The sequence below is a fragment of the Methylobacterium brachythecii genome (assembly GCF_014196345.1).
Lineage (GTDB): Bacteria > Pseudomonadota > Alphaproteobacteria > Rhizobiales > Beijerinckiaceae > Methylobacterium > Methylobacterium brachythecii.
Map to the genome: position 1 here is coordinate 408,927 of NZ_JACIDN010000003.1, position 14,667 is coordinate 423,593.

The 14,667-nt window shown below is 67.4% G+C and carries 15 protein-coding genes; 4 read left to right on the top strand and 11 right to left on the bottom strand.

The window, feature by feature from the left end; translation table 11 throughout:
- The first annotated feature begins 6 nt into the window (after positions 1–6).
- On the top strand, positions 7–255 hold the full coding sequence (locus tag GGR33_RS09555) for a hypothetical protein (protein ID WP_183504366.1): 249 nt from the start codon (positions 7–9) through the stop codon (positions 253–255).
- A 20-nt stretch (positions 256–275) separates the two neighbouring features.
- Here GGR33_RS09555 and GGR33_RS09560 read toward each other — a convergent pair whose 3' ends face one another.
- The 4 genes from GGR33_RS09560 to GGR33_RS09575 form a co-directional block, all read right to left on the bottom strand.
- On the bottom strand, positions 276–848 hold the full coding sequence (locus GGR33_RS09560; RefSeq protein WP_183504368.1) for a cob(I)yrinic acid a,c-diamide adenosyltransferase: 573 nt from the start codon (positions 846–848) through the stop codon (positions 276–278).
- Between the two features lie 115 nt (positions 849–963).
- A complete protein-coding gene (locus GGR33_RS09565) occupies positions 964–1,602 on the bottom strand; it encodes an acyloxyacyl hydrolase (protein ID WP_183504370.1) in 639 nt (212 codons plus the stop codon).
- A gap of 136 nt (positions 1,603–1,738) precedes the next feature.
- Positions 1,739–1,924 (bottom strand): twin transmembrane helix small protein, encoded by a 186-nt coding sequence (locus tag GGR33_RS09570; protein ID WP_183504372.1) that lies wholly within the window; start codon positions 1,922–1,924, stop codon positions 1,739–1,741.
- 114 nt (positions 1,925–2,038) lie between these two features.
- Positions 2,039–4,735 (bottom strand): TIGR02302 family protein, encoded by a 2,697-nt coding sequence (locus tag GGR33_RS09575; RefSeq protein ID WP_183505056.1) that lies wholly within the window; start codon positions 4,733–4,735, stop codon positions 2,039–2,041.
- Between the two features lie 206 nt (positions 4,736–4,941).
- Here GGR33_RS09575 and GGR33_RS09580 point away from each other — a divergent pair, with 206 nt between their 5' ends.
- Positions 4,942–5,190 (top strand): hypothetical protein, encoded by a 249-nt coding sequence (locus tag GGR33_RS09580; protein WP_183504374.1) that lies wholly within the window; start codon positions 4,942–4,944, stop codon positions 5,188–5,190.
- Positions 5,191–5,247: 57 nt separating this feature from the next.
- On the opposite strand, the gene lysA is transcribed toward GGR33_RS09580, so the two are convergent.
- The 6 genes from lysA to GGR33_RS09610 form a co-directional block, all read right to left on the bottom strand.
- Positions 5,248–6,513, bottom strand: coding sequence for a diaminopimelate decarboxylase (lysA, locus tag GGR33_RS09585; RefSeq protein ID WP_183504376.1), 1,266 nt, complete (start codon positions 6,511–6,513; stop codon positions 5,248–5,250).
- A 49-nt stretch (positions 6,514–6,562) separates the two neighbouring features.
- The gene (locus GGR33_RS09590) at positions 6,563–6,928 is read right to left on the bottom strand and encodes a hypothetical protein (protein WP_246412934.1); all 366 of its coding nucleotides are present in this window, start codon (positions 6,926–6,928) and stop codon (positions 6,563–6,565) included.
- A gap of 90 nt (positions 6,929–7,018) precedes the next feature.
- Positions 7,019–7,288 (bottom strand): 3',5'-cyclic-nucleotide phosphodiesterase, encoded by a 270-nt coding sequence (locus GGR33_RS09595; protein ID WP_183504378.1) that lies wholly within the window; start codon positions 7,286–7,288, stop codon positions 7,019–7,021.
- Between the two features lie 163 nt (positions 7,289–7,451).
- A complete protein-coding gene (locus tag GGR33_RS09600; protein WP_284210750.1) occupies positions 7,452–8,291 on the bottom strand; it encodes a hypothetical protein in 840 nt (279 codons plus the stop codon).
- Positions 8,292–8,414: 123 nt separating this feature from the next.
- The gene (locus GGR33_RS09605; protein ID WP_183504380.1) at positions 8,415–9,026 is read right to left on the bottom strand and encodes a DUF1134 domain-containing protein; all 612 of its coding nucleotides are present in this window, start codon (positions 9,024–9,026) and stop codon (positions 8,415–8,417) included.
- Positions 9,027–9,115: 89 nt separating this feature from the next.
- A complete protein-coding gene (locus GGR33_RS09610) occupies positions 9,116–10,060 on the bottom strand; it encodes a 3'(2'),5'-bisphosphate nucleotidase CysQ family protein (protein WP_246412935.1) in 945 nt (314 codons plus the stop codon).
- A 163-nt stretch (positions 10,061–10,223) separates the two neighbouring features.
- Between GGR33_RS09610 and chpT the strand changes: the two genes are divergently transcribed.
- Positions 10,224–10,955, top strand: coding sequence for a histidine phosphotransferase ChpT (gene chpT / locus GGR33_RS09615; protein ID WP_183504384.1), 732 nt, complete (start codon positions 10,224–10,226; stop codon positions 10,953–10,955).
- 128 nt (positions 10,956–11,083) lie between these two features.
- Here chpT and GGR33_RS09620 read toward each other — a convergent pair whose 3' ends face one another.
- Positions 11,084–11,674, bottom strand: coding sequence for a PilZ domain-containing protein (locus GGR33_RS09620; RefSeq protein ID WP_183504386.1), 591 nt, complete (start codon positions 11,672–11,674; stop codon positions 11,084–11,086).
- A gap of 271 nt (positions 11,675–11,945) precedes the next feature.
- Between GGR33_RS09620 and GGR33_RS09625 the strand changes: the two genes are divergently transcribed.
- The gene (locus tag GGR33_RS09625) at positions 11,946–14,648 is read left to right on the top strand and encodes a hybrid sensor histidine kinase/response regulator (RefSeq protein ID WP_183504388.1); all 2,703 of its coding nucleotides are present in this window, start codon (positions 11,946–11,948) and stop codon (positions 14,646–14,648) included.
- The last annotated feature ends 19 nt before the right edge of the window (positions 14,649–14,667 follow it).

Sequence of the window (14,667 nt, forward strand, 5' to 3'; positions counted from 1 at the left end):
CCTGCCATGTATGGTCCTCTGCATGGCCTGATGATGCTCGGCCTCGAAGCCCAGAAGGTGGTCGAGCTCCGCCTCGTGCGGATCGCCTGGGGCGGGGTCGAAGGCCAAGCCGAAATGGCCTCCATGGTCACCGAGAAGATCAGCGCATCCATCGAGGCATTCGGAATGCTGATGACCGGCGGATCGCCCGACGCCGTCGTCGCGCGCTACCGCGAGCACGTGGCCGCGAACACGGAGCGCCTCACGGCCTCCTGAGCCCGCTCAGCGATTCTCGCTCAACGATTCTTGCCGGGCACCCAAAGCACGTCGTCCGCGCCGTTGGCGTTGGCGACTCGGGAGGCAACGAACAGGAAGTCGGACAGCCTATTGAGATACTGGACGGCCTCCGGCGAGATTTTTTCCGAATCGATCGCGGCAAGCGCCACGGTGACCCGCTCGGCCCGGCGGCAGACCGTACGAGCCAGATGCAGGGCCGCCGAGAAGGCCGAGCCGCCTGGCAGAACGAAGGACGTCAGCGGCTTCAGATCGGCGTTCAAGGCGTCGATGTCGGTCTCGAGCCGCGTGACCTGCGAGGGCACGATGCGGAGAGGCTCGTATTCCAGCGGCGTGTCGCTCGGAGGCGTCGCGAGATCGGCGCCGAGATCGAACAGGTCGTTCTGAATCGCCGCGAGCATGGCATCGATCCGCGGATCGGCATGGAGCCTTGCAAGGCCGACGCAGGCGTTCGTCTCGTCGACCGCGCCATAGGCCTCGACCCGTAAATCCGCCTTGGAGCGTCGCTCGCCATTGGCGAGGCCCGTCGTGCCCTTGTCGCCGGTGCGGGTGTAGATCTTGTTCAGCTTGACCACGGCCTGAGATCCTCTCGGGCCAAGAAAAAGCCCGCTGGGCGAGGATGTCTCGCGCTCAGCGGGCCTTTGCAAGCGATCTCGGCAATCGAGGGGCGTCGCGAGACACCTCCGTAGCTCAGAAAGTGTAGCCGATCTTGCCGCCGTAATTGGTCAGGCCGCGGTTGTCGTGGCACAGGCCGGCATTCGACATGTGCTCCACGGTCGCCATGACACTCCAGTGCTCGGTGATGCGGAAGCCGAGGGCGGCGGCCTCGCGGAACAGCGGGTTGCAGCCGAGGCGGTTGAAGCCGAACGGCGCGCCGGCCTTCTCGCCCGTATAGCCGTCATGCGCCGCGCCGCCGAAGAAGCCGTCGAGGAAGACGCGCCGGTTGAGCGTCTCGGGGAAGATGTCGACCGTCCATGTCGCGCCGAGATAGGCATAGCTCGTGCGGCCGCCGGTGCTGTAGCTGCCGCCCACCGTCGGACGCGGCACGAAGGCCTGCCAGAACGGATCGGCGCTGATCTGCGGCTTCGCGAACAGGATCTCGCCGTTGACGTCGATCTTGCTCCAGTTCCCGAGCTTGCCCTCGGGTGCACCGGGATCGTGAACCGCGCCGCCGATCCGGATCTCGGACACGATGCTGTAGGGCTGCACCGGAGCCAGGTAGGGGATCGGGGCCGGAGCGCGCTGGCTCAGATCTGCCGCCTGAGTGGTGCTCGTCGCGACCGCCAGGGCAAGCGTGCCGGCGAGGAGGCGGGAGAAGGTCGTGTGCATCTGCCAGCTATCCGGATTTCAGCCTTCACCAAATATCACGGCCAGGCTTGTCCGGGATGCCAATTCATCCTCGGTGAGAACGTTAACGAGCCTGTGCGTCCTGCCAGTCACACCCCTAGCTGCGTACGCACGCATGTCAGACGGCGCGCCACCACAGGACGCCCATGATCAGGATGATGGCGAGGAACTGAAGCAGCACGCGCAGGCGCATCAGCCGCTGGGAGAGGTTTGCGCTGCCGCCGCGCATCATGTTCGCGAGACCGAGGAAGAGCACCGCGGCGACCGCAATGCAGGCGGCGAGCACGAGTGTGTTGGAGGACATGACCTGAATTTCCCGAACTCAAAGCCCGGCGTGCCGGAAAACAGCGGCGCCGAGCGCTCAAGGAACCCGTATTAGAACCGGAACGGCCCCCGCGCCATGGCGCGGAGCCGGCCGTCAGTTCCGCCGCAGCAGCCGCTCGAAGTAGTCGAGCTCTTCCTGCGGACGGGTCGGGTCGCCGAGCTTGCGCCGCAGCTCTTCCATGATCCGGCGAGCGCGCTGCACGGCCGATTCGTCGGCATTGGGCACGCGCACGTTGCCGTTGGAGAGATCGCGGCCCTTGGTCGGACGCCCGAGCGGATCATCGTCCGCGGCGCCGGCCTGACCCTGCTGGCCGGGATTCTCGCCGTCCTGCTGGCCCTGTCCCTCCGCTTCGGCCTGCTGCTGCATCTGCTGCTGCATGCCCTCGGCACCCTTCTTGAGCCCGTCGAGAGCGCGACCCTGCGCGTCCACCGCCTGATCGCCCTGGCCGCGGCCGAGGGCGTCTTCGGCTTCCTTCATGGCCTGTTCGGCATCGGAGAGGCCCTGCTCGCCCTCGAGGCCCTGTTCCTTCATGCGCCGCTGCAACTCCTGGAGTTGCTCGCGCAGGGCCTGCTGCTGCTGGCCGGTATCGCCCTTGCCCGACTCGCCGCCGTTCTGGCCCTGCTGACCCTCCTGCTGCTGGCCCTGGCCCTGCTGGCCTTGCGAACCCTTCTGGCCCTGCTGTTGCTGACCCTTCTGGCCCTGCTGCTGCCCCTGCTGCTGCTTGTTCTGGCGGGGGCGGCCCTGCTGCTCTTGGGACTCCTTGAAGGTCTGATCGCGTAGCTTCTGCTGGTCGCGCGACATCTGGTCGAGCTCCTGCATCTGCTTGTTCATCTGCGACTGCTGCTGGCCCTGCTTCTGACCGTTCTGGGCGCTCTGCAGATTTTCCAGGATGCCGCGGAGCTGTTCGAGCAGGCGCTGAGCCTCGGCCGTGTCGCCGCGCTTCATCGCTTCCTGCATGTCCTGGATCATTTTCTGGAGCTGATCCGGCGTGACGGTCTTCTGCTTGCCCTGCTGCTGTTGCTCGGACTGCTTCTGCTGACCGTTCTTCTGATCCTTGTTCTGCCGCTCGGCGAACTCTTTCATGAAGCGGTCGAGCGCCTTCTTGAGGTCGTCGGTGAGCTTCTTGATCTCCTCGTCCGGCGCGCCGCGATCCATGGCCTCCTTGAGACGGTCCTGAGCGGCGCGCAACGACTTCTCGGCGTCGGAGAGATCTCCATCCTCAATCTTGAGGGCCATCTCCCAGAGGAGGTCGGCCACGGCGGTCAGATCCTCGTCGGACTTCGCGGCGCGCAAGCGTCCGGCCGCGGTCTTCAACCCGAGGAAGATCGAGGGCTGCGGCGTGAAGTGCTCGGGTGCGATCAGCAGGGCGTCGAGGGCGATCTGCACGCGCTTGCGGTCATCGTCCGGTGCGGTGACGAGACGGCGGCGCTCCTCCGCCAGGGAGCGTGCCAGAGGCTGGATGAAGGGCCTCGCCGGCAGGGTGATCTCGGCGGCTTGCGTTCGCCCCTCCTGGCCGGCCTCGTCCTTGACGACGAGGCTCAGCCGCATCCGGGCGCCCGACCAGGGATTGTCGGTGAGATCGATCAGCGTCTTGGTCTCGGCGGCGCCCGTGGCGTCCGCCGGCAGGGCGAGATTGAGCTTCGGCACCGGCACTAGGGACCGGCCCGGCTTCAGCGGCTCGACGATCCCCTCGGCCGAGGCAATCCCGTAGTCATCCTTGGCCCGGTAGGTCAGGTTGAAGGTGCCGCGGCCGTTCACGTCGAGGCCGCCGACGCGCTCGACTTCGGGCGGCCGGTCGGGGATGCTCTCGATGGTGAGACGCTGCGGCGGCGCGCCCTCGGTCTTGATCTTGAGTTCCGCCGTCCCGGCGCCGAGGCGGAAGCGTTCCTCGCGGAGATCCGACTGTGCAGTCTTGGAGGATACGCCGGCCGGCGGAGCCTTTCGGGTTCCGGCGTCGCCCTTCGCGTCCTTGCTGATCGGCTCGAGTGCGGCATTCGGCGTCAGCGTCGCCTCTCCGTGGCCGGCGATGCGCACGATCAGGGTCGAGTTCACCGGCGCGCGCAGGTGCTGCTCGCCGCCCTTGCCGGCGTCGGCGCGCGACATGGTCACGATGAGAGGCGGCAGGCGGGTATAGAGCGGCGGGTCGATCCAGCCGTCGACACGGAAGTTCGGCCCCGGAAGCGGCGGCTCGCGCCAATCGAAGGCCGCGCCGATGCGCTCGCGCCATTCGGGACCCGCCACGAACAGGGCCGCGATCGCAGCCACCACGAAGCCGGCGCGAAGCGCGAGGGGATCGTGACGCGGCATGTCCGGCCGCGGCGCGCCGATCCTAAGCCTCGCGACCGCAGCCGCGGCGCGGCGCTGATGAAGCGCCCACAGTGCCTTTGTTGCCGGATCGTTCGAGCCGACGGCGAGGGTATCCTCGATCGCGGAGGCCGGATCATGCGAGAGGGCGCCGTCGGCCTTCCCGGTACGCGCCGCCTCGCGATCGATCCGTGCGAGCGCCTGGCGGCGATCGAGCGATCGCAACCTGGCCATGGGTGCGAGCACGACGACGGCCACGAGCGCAAACAGGCCGAGGCCCACCATCCGCCAGACCTGCGGCAATTCCAGCCAGAGCCCCAACCAGGACAGGGTCAGGAAGGCGAGAACCACCATGAGCCCGCGCCAGAGCAGCGGCCAGATCCGCTCGATCAGCCCTGCCGCCCGCGCACCCACCACCAGCCGGTCCAGCCGCACGCGAACCGGGTCTCGTGGAGTTGGGGAGGTCGGTGTCTCGGCCTCGGCCATCATGAACCTGCTCTGGCGGGCCTCGATGCCCAACCTGGTCTCAACCAATGTAATACCGTGGCAGCGCTCCAGCATGGGGTCAAATTGGCCCAGCCACGCTTGACGGTTGCCGCGTTCTCGGGATTGCGTAATCGTCCCGGTGGACGTCGACTATCGTACGATCCAAGCAGCCGGATCGGCTTCAACGCCTTCGGCGCGAAGCCGCCGTGCCAATCGAGAGCCCCGTGCAGACCTTCCGCCTCCGCGTCGCCTTTCGAGATCAGCGCGGCGTCGTACGACCGCCCGTTCGCGACGAGATCGTTCGAGCCGCCAATCTCCGCGAGGCGATCAGCGCGCTCCTGAGCAACGCAGACAGCCTGATCGTCGACGGCACCAATCTCGCCTGGCTGACGGACAACGACCAGAACATGGTCTGGTCGCTGCGCATGGACGAGCACAACGCGGAGACGACCTGAGGCTCTCAGCGGTGCTGACGTGGCGGCAGGGTTACGTGGAATGTCCGCGACGAGACCTCAGAGCCAGTCCGGCATCCGGTCCAGCCCGATCAGTTCCTCGTAGCTCGGGCGTGGCCTGACGACAGCAACCTCCGCGCCCTTCACCAACACCTCTGGCACCAGGAGCCGGGTGTTGTAGGTATTGGCCTGGACGGCGCCGTAGGCTCCAGCAGTCATCACCGCGACGAGATCTCCGGGGGCAACGTCGGGCATGTCGCGACCCAGTGCCAGATAATCGCCGGTCTCGCAGACCGGACCGACGACATCGGCGACGATGCGCTCTGCATTAGGCGAAGGCTCGGCCACCGGGCGCAGGGCGTGGAAGGCCTCATACAGGGTGGGGCGGATCAGGTCGTTCATCGCTGCGTCGACGATGACGAAGGTTCGGCTCGCTGTCCGCTTCACGTAGATCACGCGGGTGACGAGGATGCCGGCATTGCCGCAGATCATCCGGCCGATCTCGAAGACCGGCCGCAGGCCGAGCGGCTGGAAATGAGGGCGCATCACCTCGGCGAGCGCCGTCGGGTCGGGAGGCGTGGCGTTGTCGTCACGATAGGGGATGCCGAGGCCGCCGCCGAAATCGATGTGCTTCAACGCGTGACCATCTGCGATGAGTTCGCGGGCGAGCGCAGAGAGGCGGGCACCGGCCCGGTCGAAGGGCGCGAGATCGGTAATCTGGCTGCCGATATGCATGTCGACGCCGTGGATCGACAGGCCCGGCAGGCGGGCGGCATGGGCGTAGACCTCGCGCGCGCGCTCGATCGGAATGCCGAACTTGTTCTCGGATTTTCCCGTGGCGATCTTGGCATGGGTCAGCGCGTCGACGTCGGGATTGACCCGGATCGAGACCGGCGCATTGCGGTCCACCGACACCGCGACTTCGGACAGCGCGTCGAGTTCGGGCTCACTCTCAACGTTGAAGCAGAAGATCCCGGCCTGCAGCGCCGCCGCCATCTCTGTGCGCGTCTTGCCGACACCAGAGAAGACGATGCGCTCACCCGGCACGCCCGCGGCCAGCGCCCGGCGCAGTTCACCCTCGGACACGATGTCCATACCGGCGCCGAGGCGCGCCAAGGTCGCCAGCACCGCCTGGTTCGAGTTTGCCTTCACCGCGAAACAGGTGAGGGCGTCGTCGCCAGCGAAAGCCTCGGAGAACACTCGGTAATGCCGCTCCAGCGTGGCGGAAGCGTAGCAATAAAAGGGGGTTCCGACCTCGTCCGCGAGTGCGGTCAGGTCGACGTCCTCGGCGTGCAGGCGCCCATCGCGATACTGGAAGTGATGCATGCCCGCGCTTTAGCAGAACCGGCGGCGGAGGCGAGGGGCTCGAGCGCCCTCAGAGGATCGCGTCGAGGATGAACGGATCCTTCGGGATCTTGTAGCCCTTCTTGGCGCCGCGATTGGTCTGGATCGGCGCGGAGTCGATACCGGGCGCCGTGGCGGAGGCCGGGAGTTCGTCGCCGTTGCGCACGGCATCCGAGTCCGAAGTCTCGGAGGCCAAGCCGGTGCCGAGGGGAAGGGAGCGGGCCGAGGCGGGCGACGACGACGTGCGCCCGGACGGGCTCGGCGCGTCGGTCGGCGGCTCGAGTCTGCCGCGGCGGCCGCAGCCGCCGGCCGTCAAGGCGACGACACAGAGGCAGAGCCCGATGGCGATCAGGCGCCTGGGCGCAGGGCGCGACGGGGCGGCGGAGAGGACGAGCATCGACGAGTCCGGCATGAGCGGCGACAGCTTAGCCGTTCGCGGGCCCGGATGCGAGCGCATCGGCGCAACAACGCCGACGCGCGTGTCGGATCAGCCGCGCTTGCCGGTCTTTTCAGCCGGCGTCGGCGTGTAGGCGTCGATGGCGCGGCGGCAATTTTCCGACAGCTTCTTCCAGTTGGTCTTGAAGCAGGCGTCGGTCGCCGGATCTTCGGGAGCGAGGTTGCCGCAATAGGAGAGGTAGTCGCCGGTGCAGTACTTCTTGAGAGTTTCGTTGCCGCGCTTCGTCTCGACCGCCTGCGCGGCGCCGGCGACGGCGAGGATGATCACCGCAAGGGCGAACGGCTTCGGGTTCAAGGCCATCAGTCGTCTCGGAGCGTGCGTGAAAGGGAAGCCGGCATCGGATGCAGCCTCGCCGTGGTCGAAGCGAGGCACAGGCAGGGCGATCGCATGACGATGCCGTCGGTGAGCGCGGACTTATTGTCCCGAACAGCCAGCGGCAAGCGTGACAGCGCACTTGCCTGCATCAGGACTCCGCAACGGCCGTCAGCGGGAAGCTGCCGGTGGACGGAAGGCGGTCGCGTTTGACCAGTGCGTCCGCGACCTCGGAGATGCGCCGGCGCAGGTCCGCGTCGTCGGTGCTGCTCTGGGGCGATCCCTTGGCGTGACGGCCGGAAAGCGCTGTGGCCAGAGCGGCCTCGGCGGCCGCGAGGCTCGCGGCGAGGGTGTCGCGCTCGGAGACCAGGGCGTCGTGACGGGCGTGCAACTCGTGAGGGGGGCTGCCGAGGGCCGCCGTTCCGTCGGCTGCGCCATCCGTGGACGGCCCGCGAGACACTTCGCCGCGCGACAGGGCACCTTTGAGGTCCTCACGCACGGCGTCGCGATCACGCCGCGTCGTCTTGAGGTCGACCAGGATATCGCGATGGGCCTCCTCCAACGCGGTCAGCGCCGCCAGGCTGGCAGCCCCGTCGGTGCGGGAGGTAGAGAGGTCGCGGTCGAGCCCAGAGATGCGGGCAAGCGCCTCCTCCATCTCGGCCTTGCGCGCGGAGAGCGCCGCATCACGGCCTTCCACGTCGCGCTGCAGGGCGGCGACTTCGAGCAGCTTGGCCCCGACGGCCTGCATGTCCCCGTGGCGACCGGCGCGAGCCGTCTCGACCTTGCGCTCGAGACGCCTCTCGGCCACGGCGAACTCGGCGCGCAGCGCATCACGCTCGGCGGCGATCTCCTGCATCGACATCGGAAACAGCCCGTCGATGCGCCGGCGGGCGAGACGGGCCGCCCGACGGTTCAGCACCGGCAGCATCAGAAGCGCGGCCAGGCTTGCCACCAGGAAGCCGAGCGCGAAGCTCATTATGGTCTCGATCACGCCGACGAACCCATGCGTGAAACCCTAGGGACGCGCGACGATGCGCGCGATGCGTGCCGGGGGCACCGGCAGCATCAGCCTCTATTGTTCGTTCTGGCCCGCTTCAAGGCAGGCCCGGCGCCGTCAGAAGGGGTTCCAAGTCGGCCGGCTGGTGAACTTGAGATAGCCGACATTGATGCCGAGCCGGGCGCCGACACCGGTGCGGATCGGAACCACGACGATTCCGTCGTTAGTGACTGCCGTCATGCCGAAGCCGCCGACGAAATAGGCCGAGCCGTCGACTCCACCGAAGCGCTGGTAGAGCTCACGTAGGCCTGGCAGGTTGTAGACCAGCATCATGGTGCGGTCGCCGTCGCCGCCGGCATCGAAGCCGATCGACGGGCCCTGCCAATAGATCCGGCGGTTGCCGGCGTTGCGGGTGTAGAGCGTGCCCTCGCCGTAGCGCAGGCCGCCGACGAAGGCGCCCGAAGCCTCCTGGCCGAGGATGTAGCCGTTCGGCTGGCCCCAACGGCGGGTGGCTTCCTCGACCGTCAGCGCCAGGCCGCGGGACATGCTGCCGAAGAACTTGTGACCGTTATCGACGATCTCGGCCGGGCGGAAATTCTCTGGCCGGCCGAAATCCTCGACGGCGGCGGCGTCGCGGCGGGTCAGCAGCAAGACTGCGGGGGCAGCGACCAGTGCGGGAATGAGGGCGCGGCGCGACAGCGCCTGCTGCGTCACTTTCTTGGTCGACATCGCAGTCCTCCTCGCGCGGCTTACCCGCGCCGAATCCTTTGATTCGGGGGAGTATGGGCACTTAACCGCAAGACAAGGTTAACGAGCCGTCACGAACGAGCAGCGGATTCCTCGCGTGTCGCCTCGCCGGCACGCTGCCGGTCGCGATAGCTCGACGAGCAGGCCGAGGGGAGGTGGACGGACGGCGCTTGCCCGCATTCGCCAAAGGCCGCGAAAGGACCGTTGCGGTAGAACCGCCCGCGATGGCCGTAGGTCAGGCGCGCGCCATCCGGTCCCACCACCCAGCCGCCCGCGACGGCGAGGATATGATCGCCGGCCGCCGTGTCCCATTCCATGGTCGGCACGCAGCGCACGTAGACGTCGGCCTCGCCGGCCGCCAGCAGCCCGAATTTGAGCGCGGAGGAGGTCACGCGCCGCAGCACGATCGGCAAGCTGTCGAGGCAGGTATCGGTTTCGGCATCGCCGTGGCAGCGGCTCACCAGTGCAACGAGCCCGTCGCGCGGAGGGCTGCGCGCGGAGATCGGGCGCGGCTCGCCGAGACGTCCTTCGCGCACCGGCGCTTCGAGGGCACGGCTGCCCGCGTACCAGACCCGGCCGAGACCGGGCGCAGCCAGCGCGGCCGCGATCGGCCGATCGTTCCAGATCAGGCAGATGTTGACGCTGTATTCCGGGACGCCCGCCAGGAAGTCGCGGGTGCCGTCGAGCGGATCGACCAGGAAGAACAGCTCGGCGGCCTTGGCGTCGCAGCTGGTTTCCTCGGCGATGACCGGGATCTCGGGCCAGAGCCTGTTCAACGCAGCGACGATGAACTCCTCAGACCGCATGTCGGCGAGGCTCGCCGGCGAGCCATCGGGCTTGAGTTGATGTGGGCAGTCGCCGCCATGGTAGCGGCGCAGGATCTCGCCGGCGCCGCAGGCGATCTCGGCAAGGCTTGCGGCGACGGCATCGCGTGACGCGTCCGAGACCGGGGCGGTCAGGCGAGGGGACGCCGCCGAACGCGACTCGGACCCCAAAACACTCATCTCCAAGGTCATGCCCCGAAGGCGCCCGCTTGTCGACAGGCGTCGTCAAGGTGAGCCGCCGCTTTTCAAAGCAGCGAACGGTGTCTATCGGTGCCGGACACGCGCACGCTGCGATCTTCGATCCATCCCGGCCAAGCGCGGCGGATATAAGACCAAATTCACCGCGGAGCCGTTCATGGCCAGCCTCAATCTCGACGCCCTCGATCTCTCCGCTCTCCTCTGCTCGCGGGTCTGCCACGACCTGATAAGCCCGGTCGGCGCGATCAATAACGGGCTCGAGGTCCTGGAGGACGACAACGACCCCTCGATGCGGGAATTCGCCCTCGACCTGATCCGGAAGAGCGCGCGCACCGCCTCCGCCCGTGTCCAGTTCGCGCGGATCGCCTTCGGCGCCTCCGGCTCGGTGGGCGCGGCAATCGACCTCGCCGATGCGGAAAAGCTCACCCGCAACATGTTTGCCGACGAGAAGCCCGATATCGCCTGGAGTGCGCCGGTCGCGCTCTTTCCGAAGAACAAGGTCAAGCTCCTCCTCAACCTCGTGGTGATCGCGTCCACCGCGATCCCGCGCGGCGGCCTGATTGACGTCAAGGTCACGGGCGATGGCGACGCGCCGGAGATCGTGATCGTCGCCAAGGGCTCGCATGCCCGCATCCCGCCCCATGCCGAGGAACTGATCGCAGGCACGCCGGAGAACGGCTCGGTCGATTCCCACGGGATCCTGGCCTATTACGCCGGCCTCGTGGCTCGCGCCGCGGCGATGTCGGTGCATTTCACTATCGAAGGCGACGCGGTGACGATCCGCGCCATCCCCGCCGAGAACGCGGCCGAAGCGGCTCCGGCCAATGCCCCCGTTCCCGAAGACGCCCGGCCTTCCGACAGCGAGCCGCCAGATACCGCGCTGGCGTAAGATTTCTCGACTGTCGTTGCGAGGCGAAGCCGAAGCAATCCAAGGGCAGCACCCGCACCTTCAGCCCGGTGGCCCTGGATTGCTTCGCTGAGCTCGCAGTGACGGCGGATATTGCTCGAATACGCCCGTTACAGCACAACCTGCTCGTTGAACGTCTCCGCGCTGAACGGCAGGCGGAAGGCGACGCCGATGCCGTCCTCCTTGTGGCGGATGACGGTGGCGAAGCGCTTGCCGACCGTCACCACGGCGCCGACGCTCGGCTTCTCGGCGAGAACCAAGCCTGCGCCCGACATCGACAGATCCGCGATCTCGGCGTCGATCAGCCGGCCGTCCGGCCATTTTACGGTAGTTCGCCGGTGCTTGGGGACGATGCGCGCACCCACGCGCCTGTCGGCGAGTCCGCGGACGTGCTCGCGCATCCAGGTCAGTCGCGCCTCGATCCGGGCGTGGCGCTCGGCATTGACCTCGACGCCGATCATGAAGCCGGATTCGGTCAGGTCCCGCACGCTGCCCGCGATCAGGCCGATGCCGTCCACGTAACAGATGACCTCCTGGCCGATATCGTCGTCCGAGGCGAGGTAGTCGCAGGAAACCGCCGCGGTCTCGCTATCGGGCATATCGACAACGCAGGCGAATTCCTTGCCGTCGCCGATCGTACAGCGTCCCGCAGCCGTGACACGATCCTGGGTCGCCCAGGGCAGTTCTCCGAAGGCAAGCATCGCGTGGTCCTCAAAGTGCACTGAACGGTGAAGTCGCAAGCTGCACCATAGTTTCAAGCGTTGCGTGCATCCGCGACAAAGACGTTCGACTATGGTAACCGAAGCATTAACGCCGATCGGACAGCTCGAACTGAGAGTTCGTCTCTGCGCTGTTCTGTTTTGACCTGAGGAAGGACGGCACAATCTTGCCGGCGGAAACGCTTCCCTAACCCAATTCGGTCAACAGTCGCTAGGCATGGCACGAGCCTGCGCGTTGACCGAGTATTGCACGATGGACGATCTGCTGCGCGAATTCCTGACTGAGAGCGCCGAGCATCTCGATACCGTCGACGCTGAATTGGTGAAGTTCGAGCAGGATCCCAACAATCAGGTGATCCTACGGAACATCTTCCGGCTGGTTCACACCATCAAGGGCACCTGCGGCTTCCTCGGCCTGCCGCGGCTGGAAACCTTGGCGCATGCCGCCGAGAACCTGATGGGTCGCTTTCGCGACGGATTCCCGGTCAGTTCTGCATCCGTGACGCTGATCCTCGCGACCCTCGACCGCCTCAAGGCGATCCTCGCCGATCTCGAAGCCGGCGGCACCGAGCCGGCCGGATCGGATGCGGACCTGATCGAGGCCCTCGACGCCATGTCGCAGATGCCGGCCGAAGCGGCCGCGCCGGCCCCGGCTGCCGCTCCGCTGGTCGTCCAGGCCCTGGAGCGCGAGCTGAAGCCCGGCGAGGTCTCGCTGGAGGATCTGGAGCGCGCCTTCATGGAGGCCGAGGGTCCGGACGACTTGCCCCCGCTTCCTCCGCTGCCCGCAATTCCAGAGGCGCCGGCTTCCGTCGCCGCCGCCACGCCGGCGCCCGTCGCGCCCGCTCCGGTCGTCGAAAAGGCCCCCGAGTCGAAGCCCGTCGAGATGACGGCCGAGGCCGCAGAGGCCGCGCAGAAGAATCGTACGATCCGGGTCAACGTCGAGACCCTCGAGCATCTGATGACCATGGTCTCGGAGCTCGTGCTGACCCGCAACCAGCTCCTCGAGATCGCCCGCCGCCACGAGGATACCAGCTATAAGGTCCCGCTGCAGCGGCTCAGCCACGTCACCGCCGAACTCCAGGACGGCGTGATGAAGACCCGCATGCAGCCAATCGGTAATGCCTGGCAGAAGCTGCCGCGCGTGGTGCGCGATCTCTCGTCGGAACTGTCGAAGGGCATCGAGCTCGTGATGGTCGGCGCCGAGACCGAGCTCGACCGGCAGGTGCTGGAGCTGATCAAGGATCCGCTGACCCACATGGTCCGCAACTCGGCCGATCACGGCATCGAGTCGACCGTCGAGCGCATCCGGGCCGGCAAGCCGGCCGGCGGCACCATCCGCCTCTCCGCCTATCACGAGGGCGGCACCATCTCGATCGAGATCGCCGATGACGGCCGCGGACTCGACCTCGCCGCCATCCGCCGCAAGGCCGTCGATCGCGGCATCGCCACCCAGGCCGACCTCGAGCGCATGAGCGACTCGGACGTCGCGAAGTTCATCTTCCACGCCGGCTTCTCGACGGCGGCGGTGGTGACCTCGGTCTCCGGCCGCGGCGTCGGCATGGACGTCGTCAAGACGAACATCGAGTCGATCGGCGGCATGATCGACATCGCCACGCAACGTGGCCAAGGCACCACCTTCACCATCAAGATCCCGCTGACGCTCGCCATCATCTCGGCACTCATCGTCGAATCGGTCGGTCAGCGCTACGCCGTGCCGCAGATCGCCGTGCGCGAGCTGGTGCGGATCGAGGCCGAGGGCACCAACCGGGTCGAGCGCATCAACGGCGCGCCCGTGATGCGCCTGCGCGAGCGGCTGCTGCCGATCACCTCGCTCGCCTCGCTGATGGACGGCGACATGGCCTCTGCCAGCTCCGACGCGCCTGTCTCCGGCTTCGTCGTGGTGGCCCAGGTCGGCCGCCAGCGCTTCGGCATCCTGGTCGACGAGGTCTTCCACACGGAAGAGATCGTCGTGAAGCCGATGTCCTCGAAGCTGCGGCACATCCCGCTCTTCGCCGGTAACACCATCCTCGGCGACGGCGCCGTGGTGCTGATCGTCGATCCCAACGGCATCGCCCGCAAGGTCGGCCAGGGTGTCGCCAGCGGTGATGCAGCGGACCAGACCGACGAGGCCGGCGAGGCCGCGCTCGACAAGGCCACGCTGCTCGTCTTCAAGGGCGGCGGCAGCTTCAAGGCGGTCCCGCTTTCCCTCGTCACCCGCATCGAGGAGATCGATGCCGGCAAGATCGAGTGGCTCGCCGGCCGTCCGCTGATCCAGTACCGCGGCAAGCTGATGCCGCTGGTTCCGGCCGATCCGGCCATCGAGATCCGCTCGCAGGGCAGCCAGGCGCTGGTGGTGTTCTCGGATGGCGACCGGGCCATGGGCCTCGTGGTCGACGAGATCGTCGACATCGTCGAGGACCACCTCGACGTCGAGATCGTCGCCGACCGCTCGGACCTCATCGGCTCTGCGGTCCTGCGCGGCCGCGCCACCGACATCGTCGACGTCAGCCACTTCCTGCCGCTGGCCTATGACGATTGGGCTCGCGGGCCGCGCACTCCGAAAGCCAAGAACCCGACGCTGCTGCTCGTCGACGACTCGGCCTTCTTCCGCAACCTGCTCACTCCCGTGCTCAAGGCGGCCGGCTACGAGGTCGCCACCGCAGCGAGCGCCGAGGACGCCCTCCGCCTGCTGAAGTCCGATGCGACGATCAGCGTGGTCGTGGCCGATCTCGAAATGCCCGGCCGCACCGGCTTCGATCTCGTCGCCGCCATGCGCAAGGGCGGCGGCCGCCTCGGCGACCTGCCGGTGATCGCCCTGTCCGGCCAGATCGGCCCCGAGTCGATCACCAAGGCCCGCGCGCTGTCCATCAGCGACCTCGTCGCGAAGTTCGACCGCAGCGGCCTCGTCGCCGCTCTGGGCGAGCTCAACACCACGCCTCTCGACCAAGCCGCCTGATCCCGATGTCTTCAGGAAC

What these genes read in the sequence shown, in the direction of transcription:
- GGR33_RS09555 (WP_183504366.1), top strand. Translation starts at nt 7, where the DNA reads ATGTATGGTCCTCTGCATGGCCTGATGATGCTCGGCCTCGAAGCCCAG.
- GGR33_RS09565 (WP_183504370.1), bottom strand. Translation starts at nt 1,602, where the DNA reads ATGCACACGACCTTCTCCCGCCTCCTCGCCGGCACGCTTGCCCTGGCG.
- GGR33_RS09570 (WP_183504372.1), bottom strand. Translation starts at nt 1,924, where the DNA reads ATGTCCTCCAACACACTCGTGCTCGCCGCCTGCATTGCGGTCGCCGCG.
- GGR33_RS09575 (WP_183505056.1), bottom strand. Translation starts at nt 4,735, where the DNA reads ATGGCCGAGGCCGAGACACCGACCTCCCCAACTCCACGAGACCCGGTT.
- lysA (WP_183504376.1), bottom strand. Translation starts at nt 6,513, where the DNA reads ATGCATCACTTCCAGTATCGCGATGGGCGCCTGCACGCCGAGGACGTC.
- GGR33_RS09590 (WP_246412934.1), bottom strand. Translation starts at nt 6,928, where the DNA reads ATGCTCGTCCTCTCCGCCGCCCCGTCGCGCCCTGCGCCCAGGCGCCTG.
- GGR33_RS09595 (WP_183504378.1), bottom strand. Translation starts at nt 7,288, where the DNA reads ATGGCCTTGAACCCGAAGCCGTTCGCCCTTGCGGTGATCATCCTCGCC.
- GGR33_RS09605 (WP_183504380.1), bottom strand. Translation starts at nt 9,026, where the DNA reads ATGTCGACCAAGAAAGTGACGCAGCAGGCGCTGTCGCGCCGCGCCCTC.
- GGR33_RS09610 (WP_246412935.1), bottom strand. Translation starts at nt 10,060, where the DNA reads ATGACCTTGGAGATGAGTGTTTTGGGGTCCGAGTCGCGTTCGGCGGCG.
- chpT (WP_183504384.1), top strand. Translation starts at nt 10,224, where the DNA reads ATGGCCAGCCTCAATCTCGACGCCCTCGATCTCTCCGCTCTCCTCTGC.
- GGR33_RS09620 (WP_183504386.1), bottom strand. Translation starts at nt 11,674, where the DNA reads ATGCTTGCCTTCGGAGAACTGCCCTGGGCGACCCAGGATCGTGTCACG.
- GGR33_RS09625 (WP_183504388.1), top strand. Translation starts at nt 11,946, where the DNA reads ATGGACGATCTGCTGCGCGAATTCCTGACTGAGAGCGCCGAGCATCTC.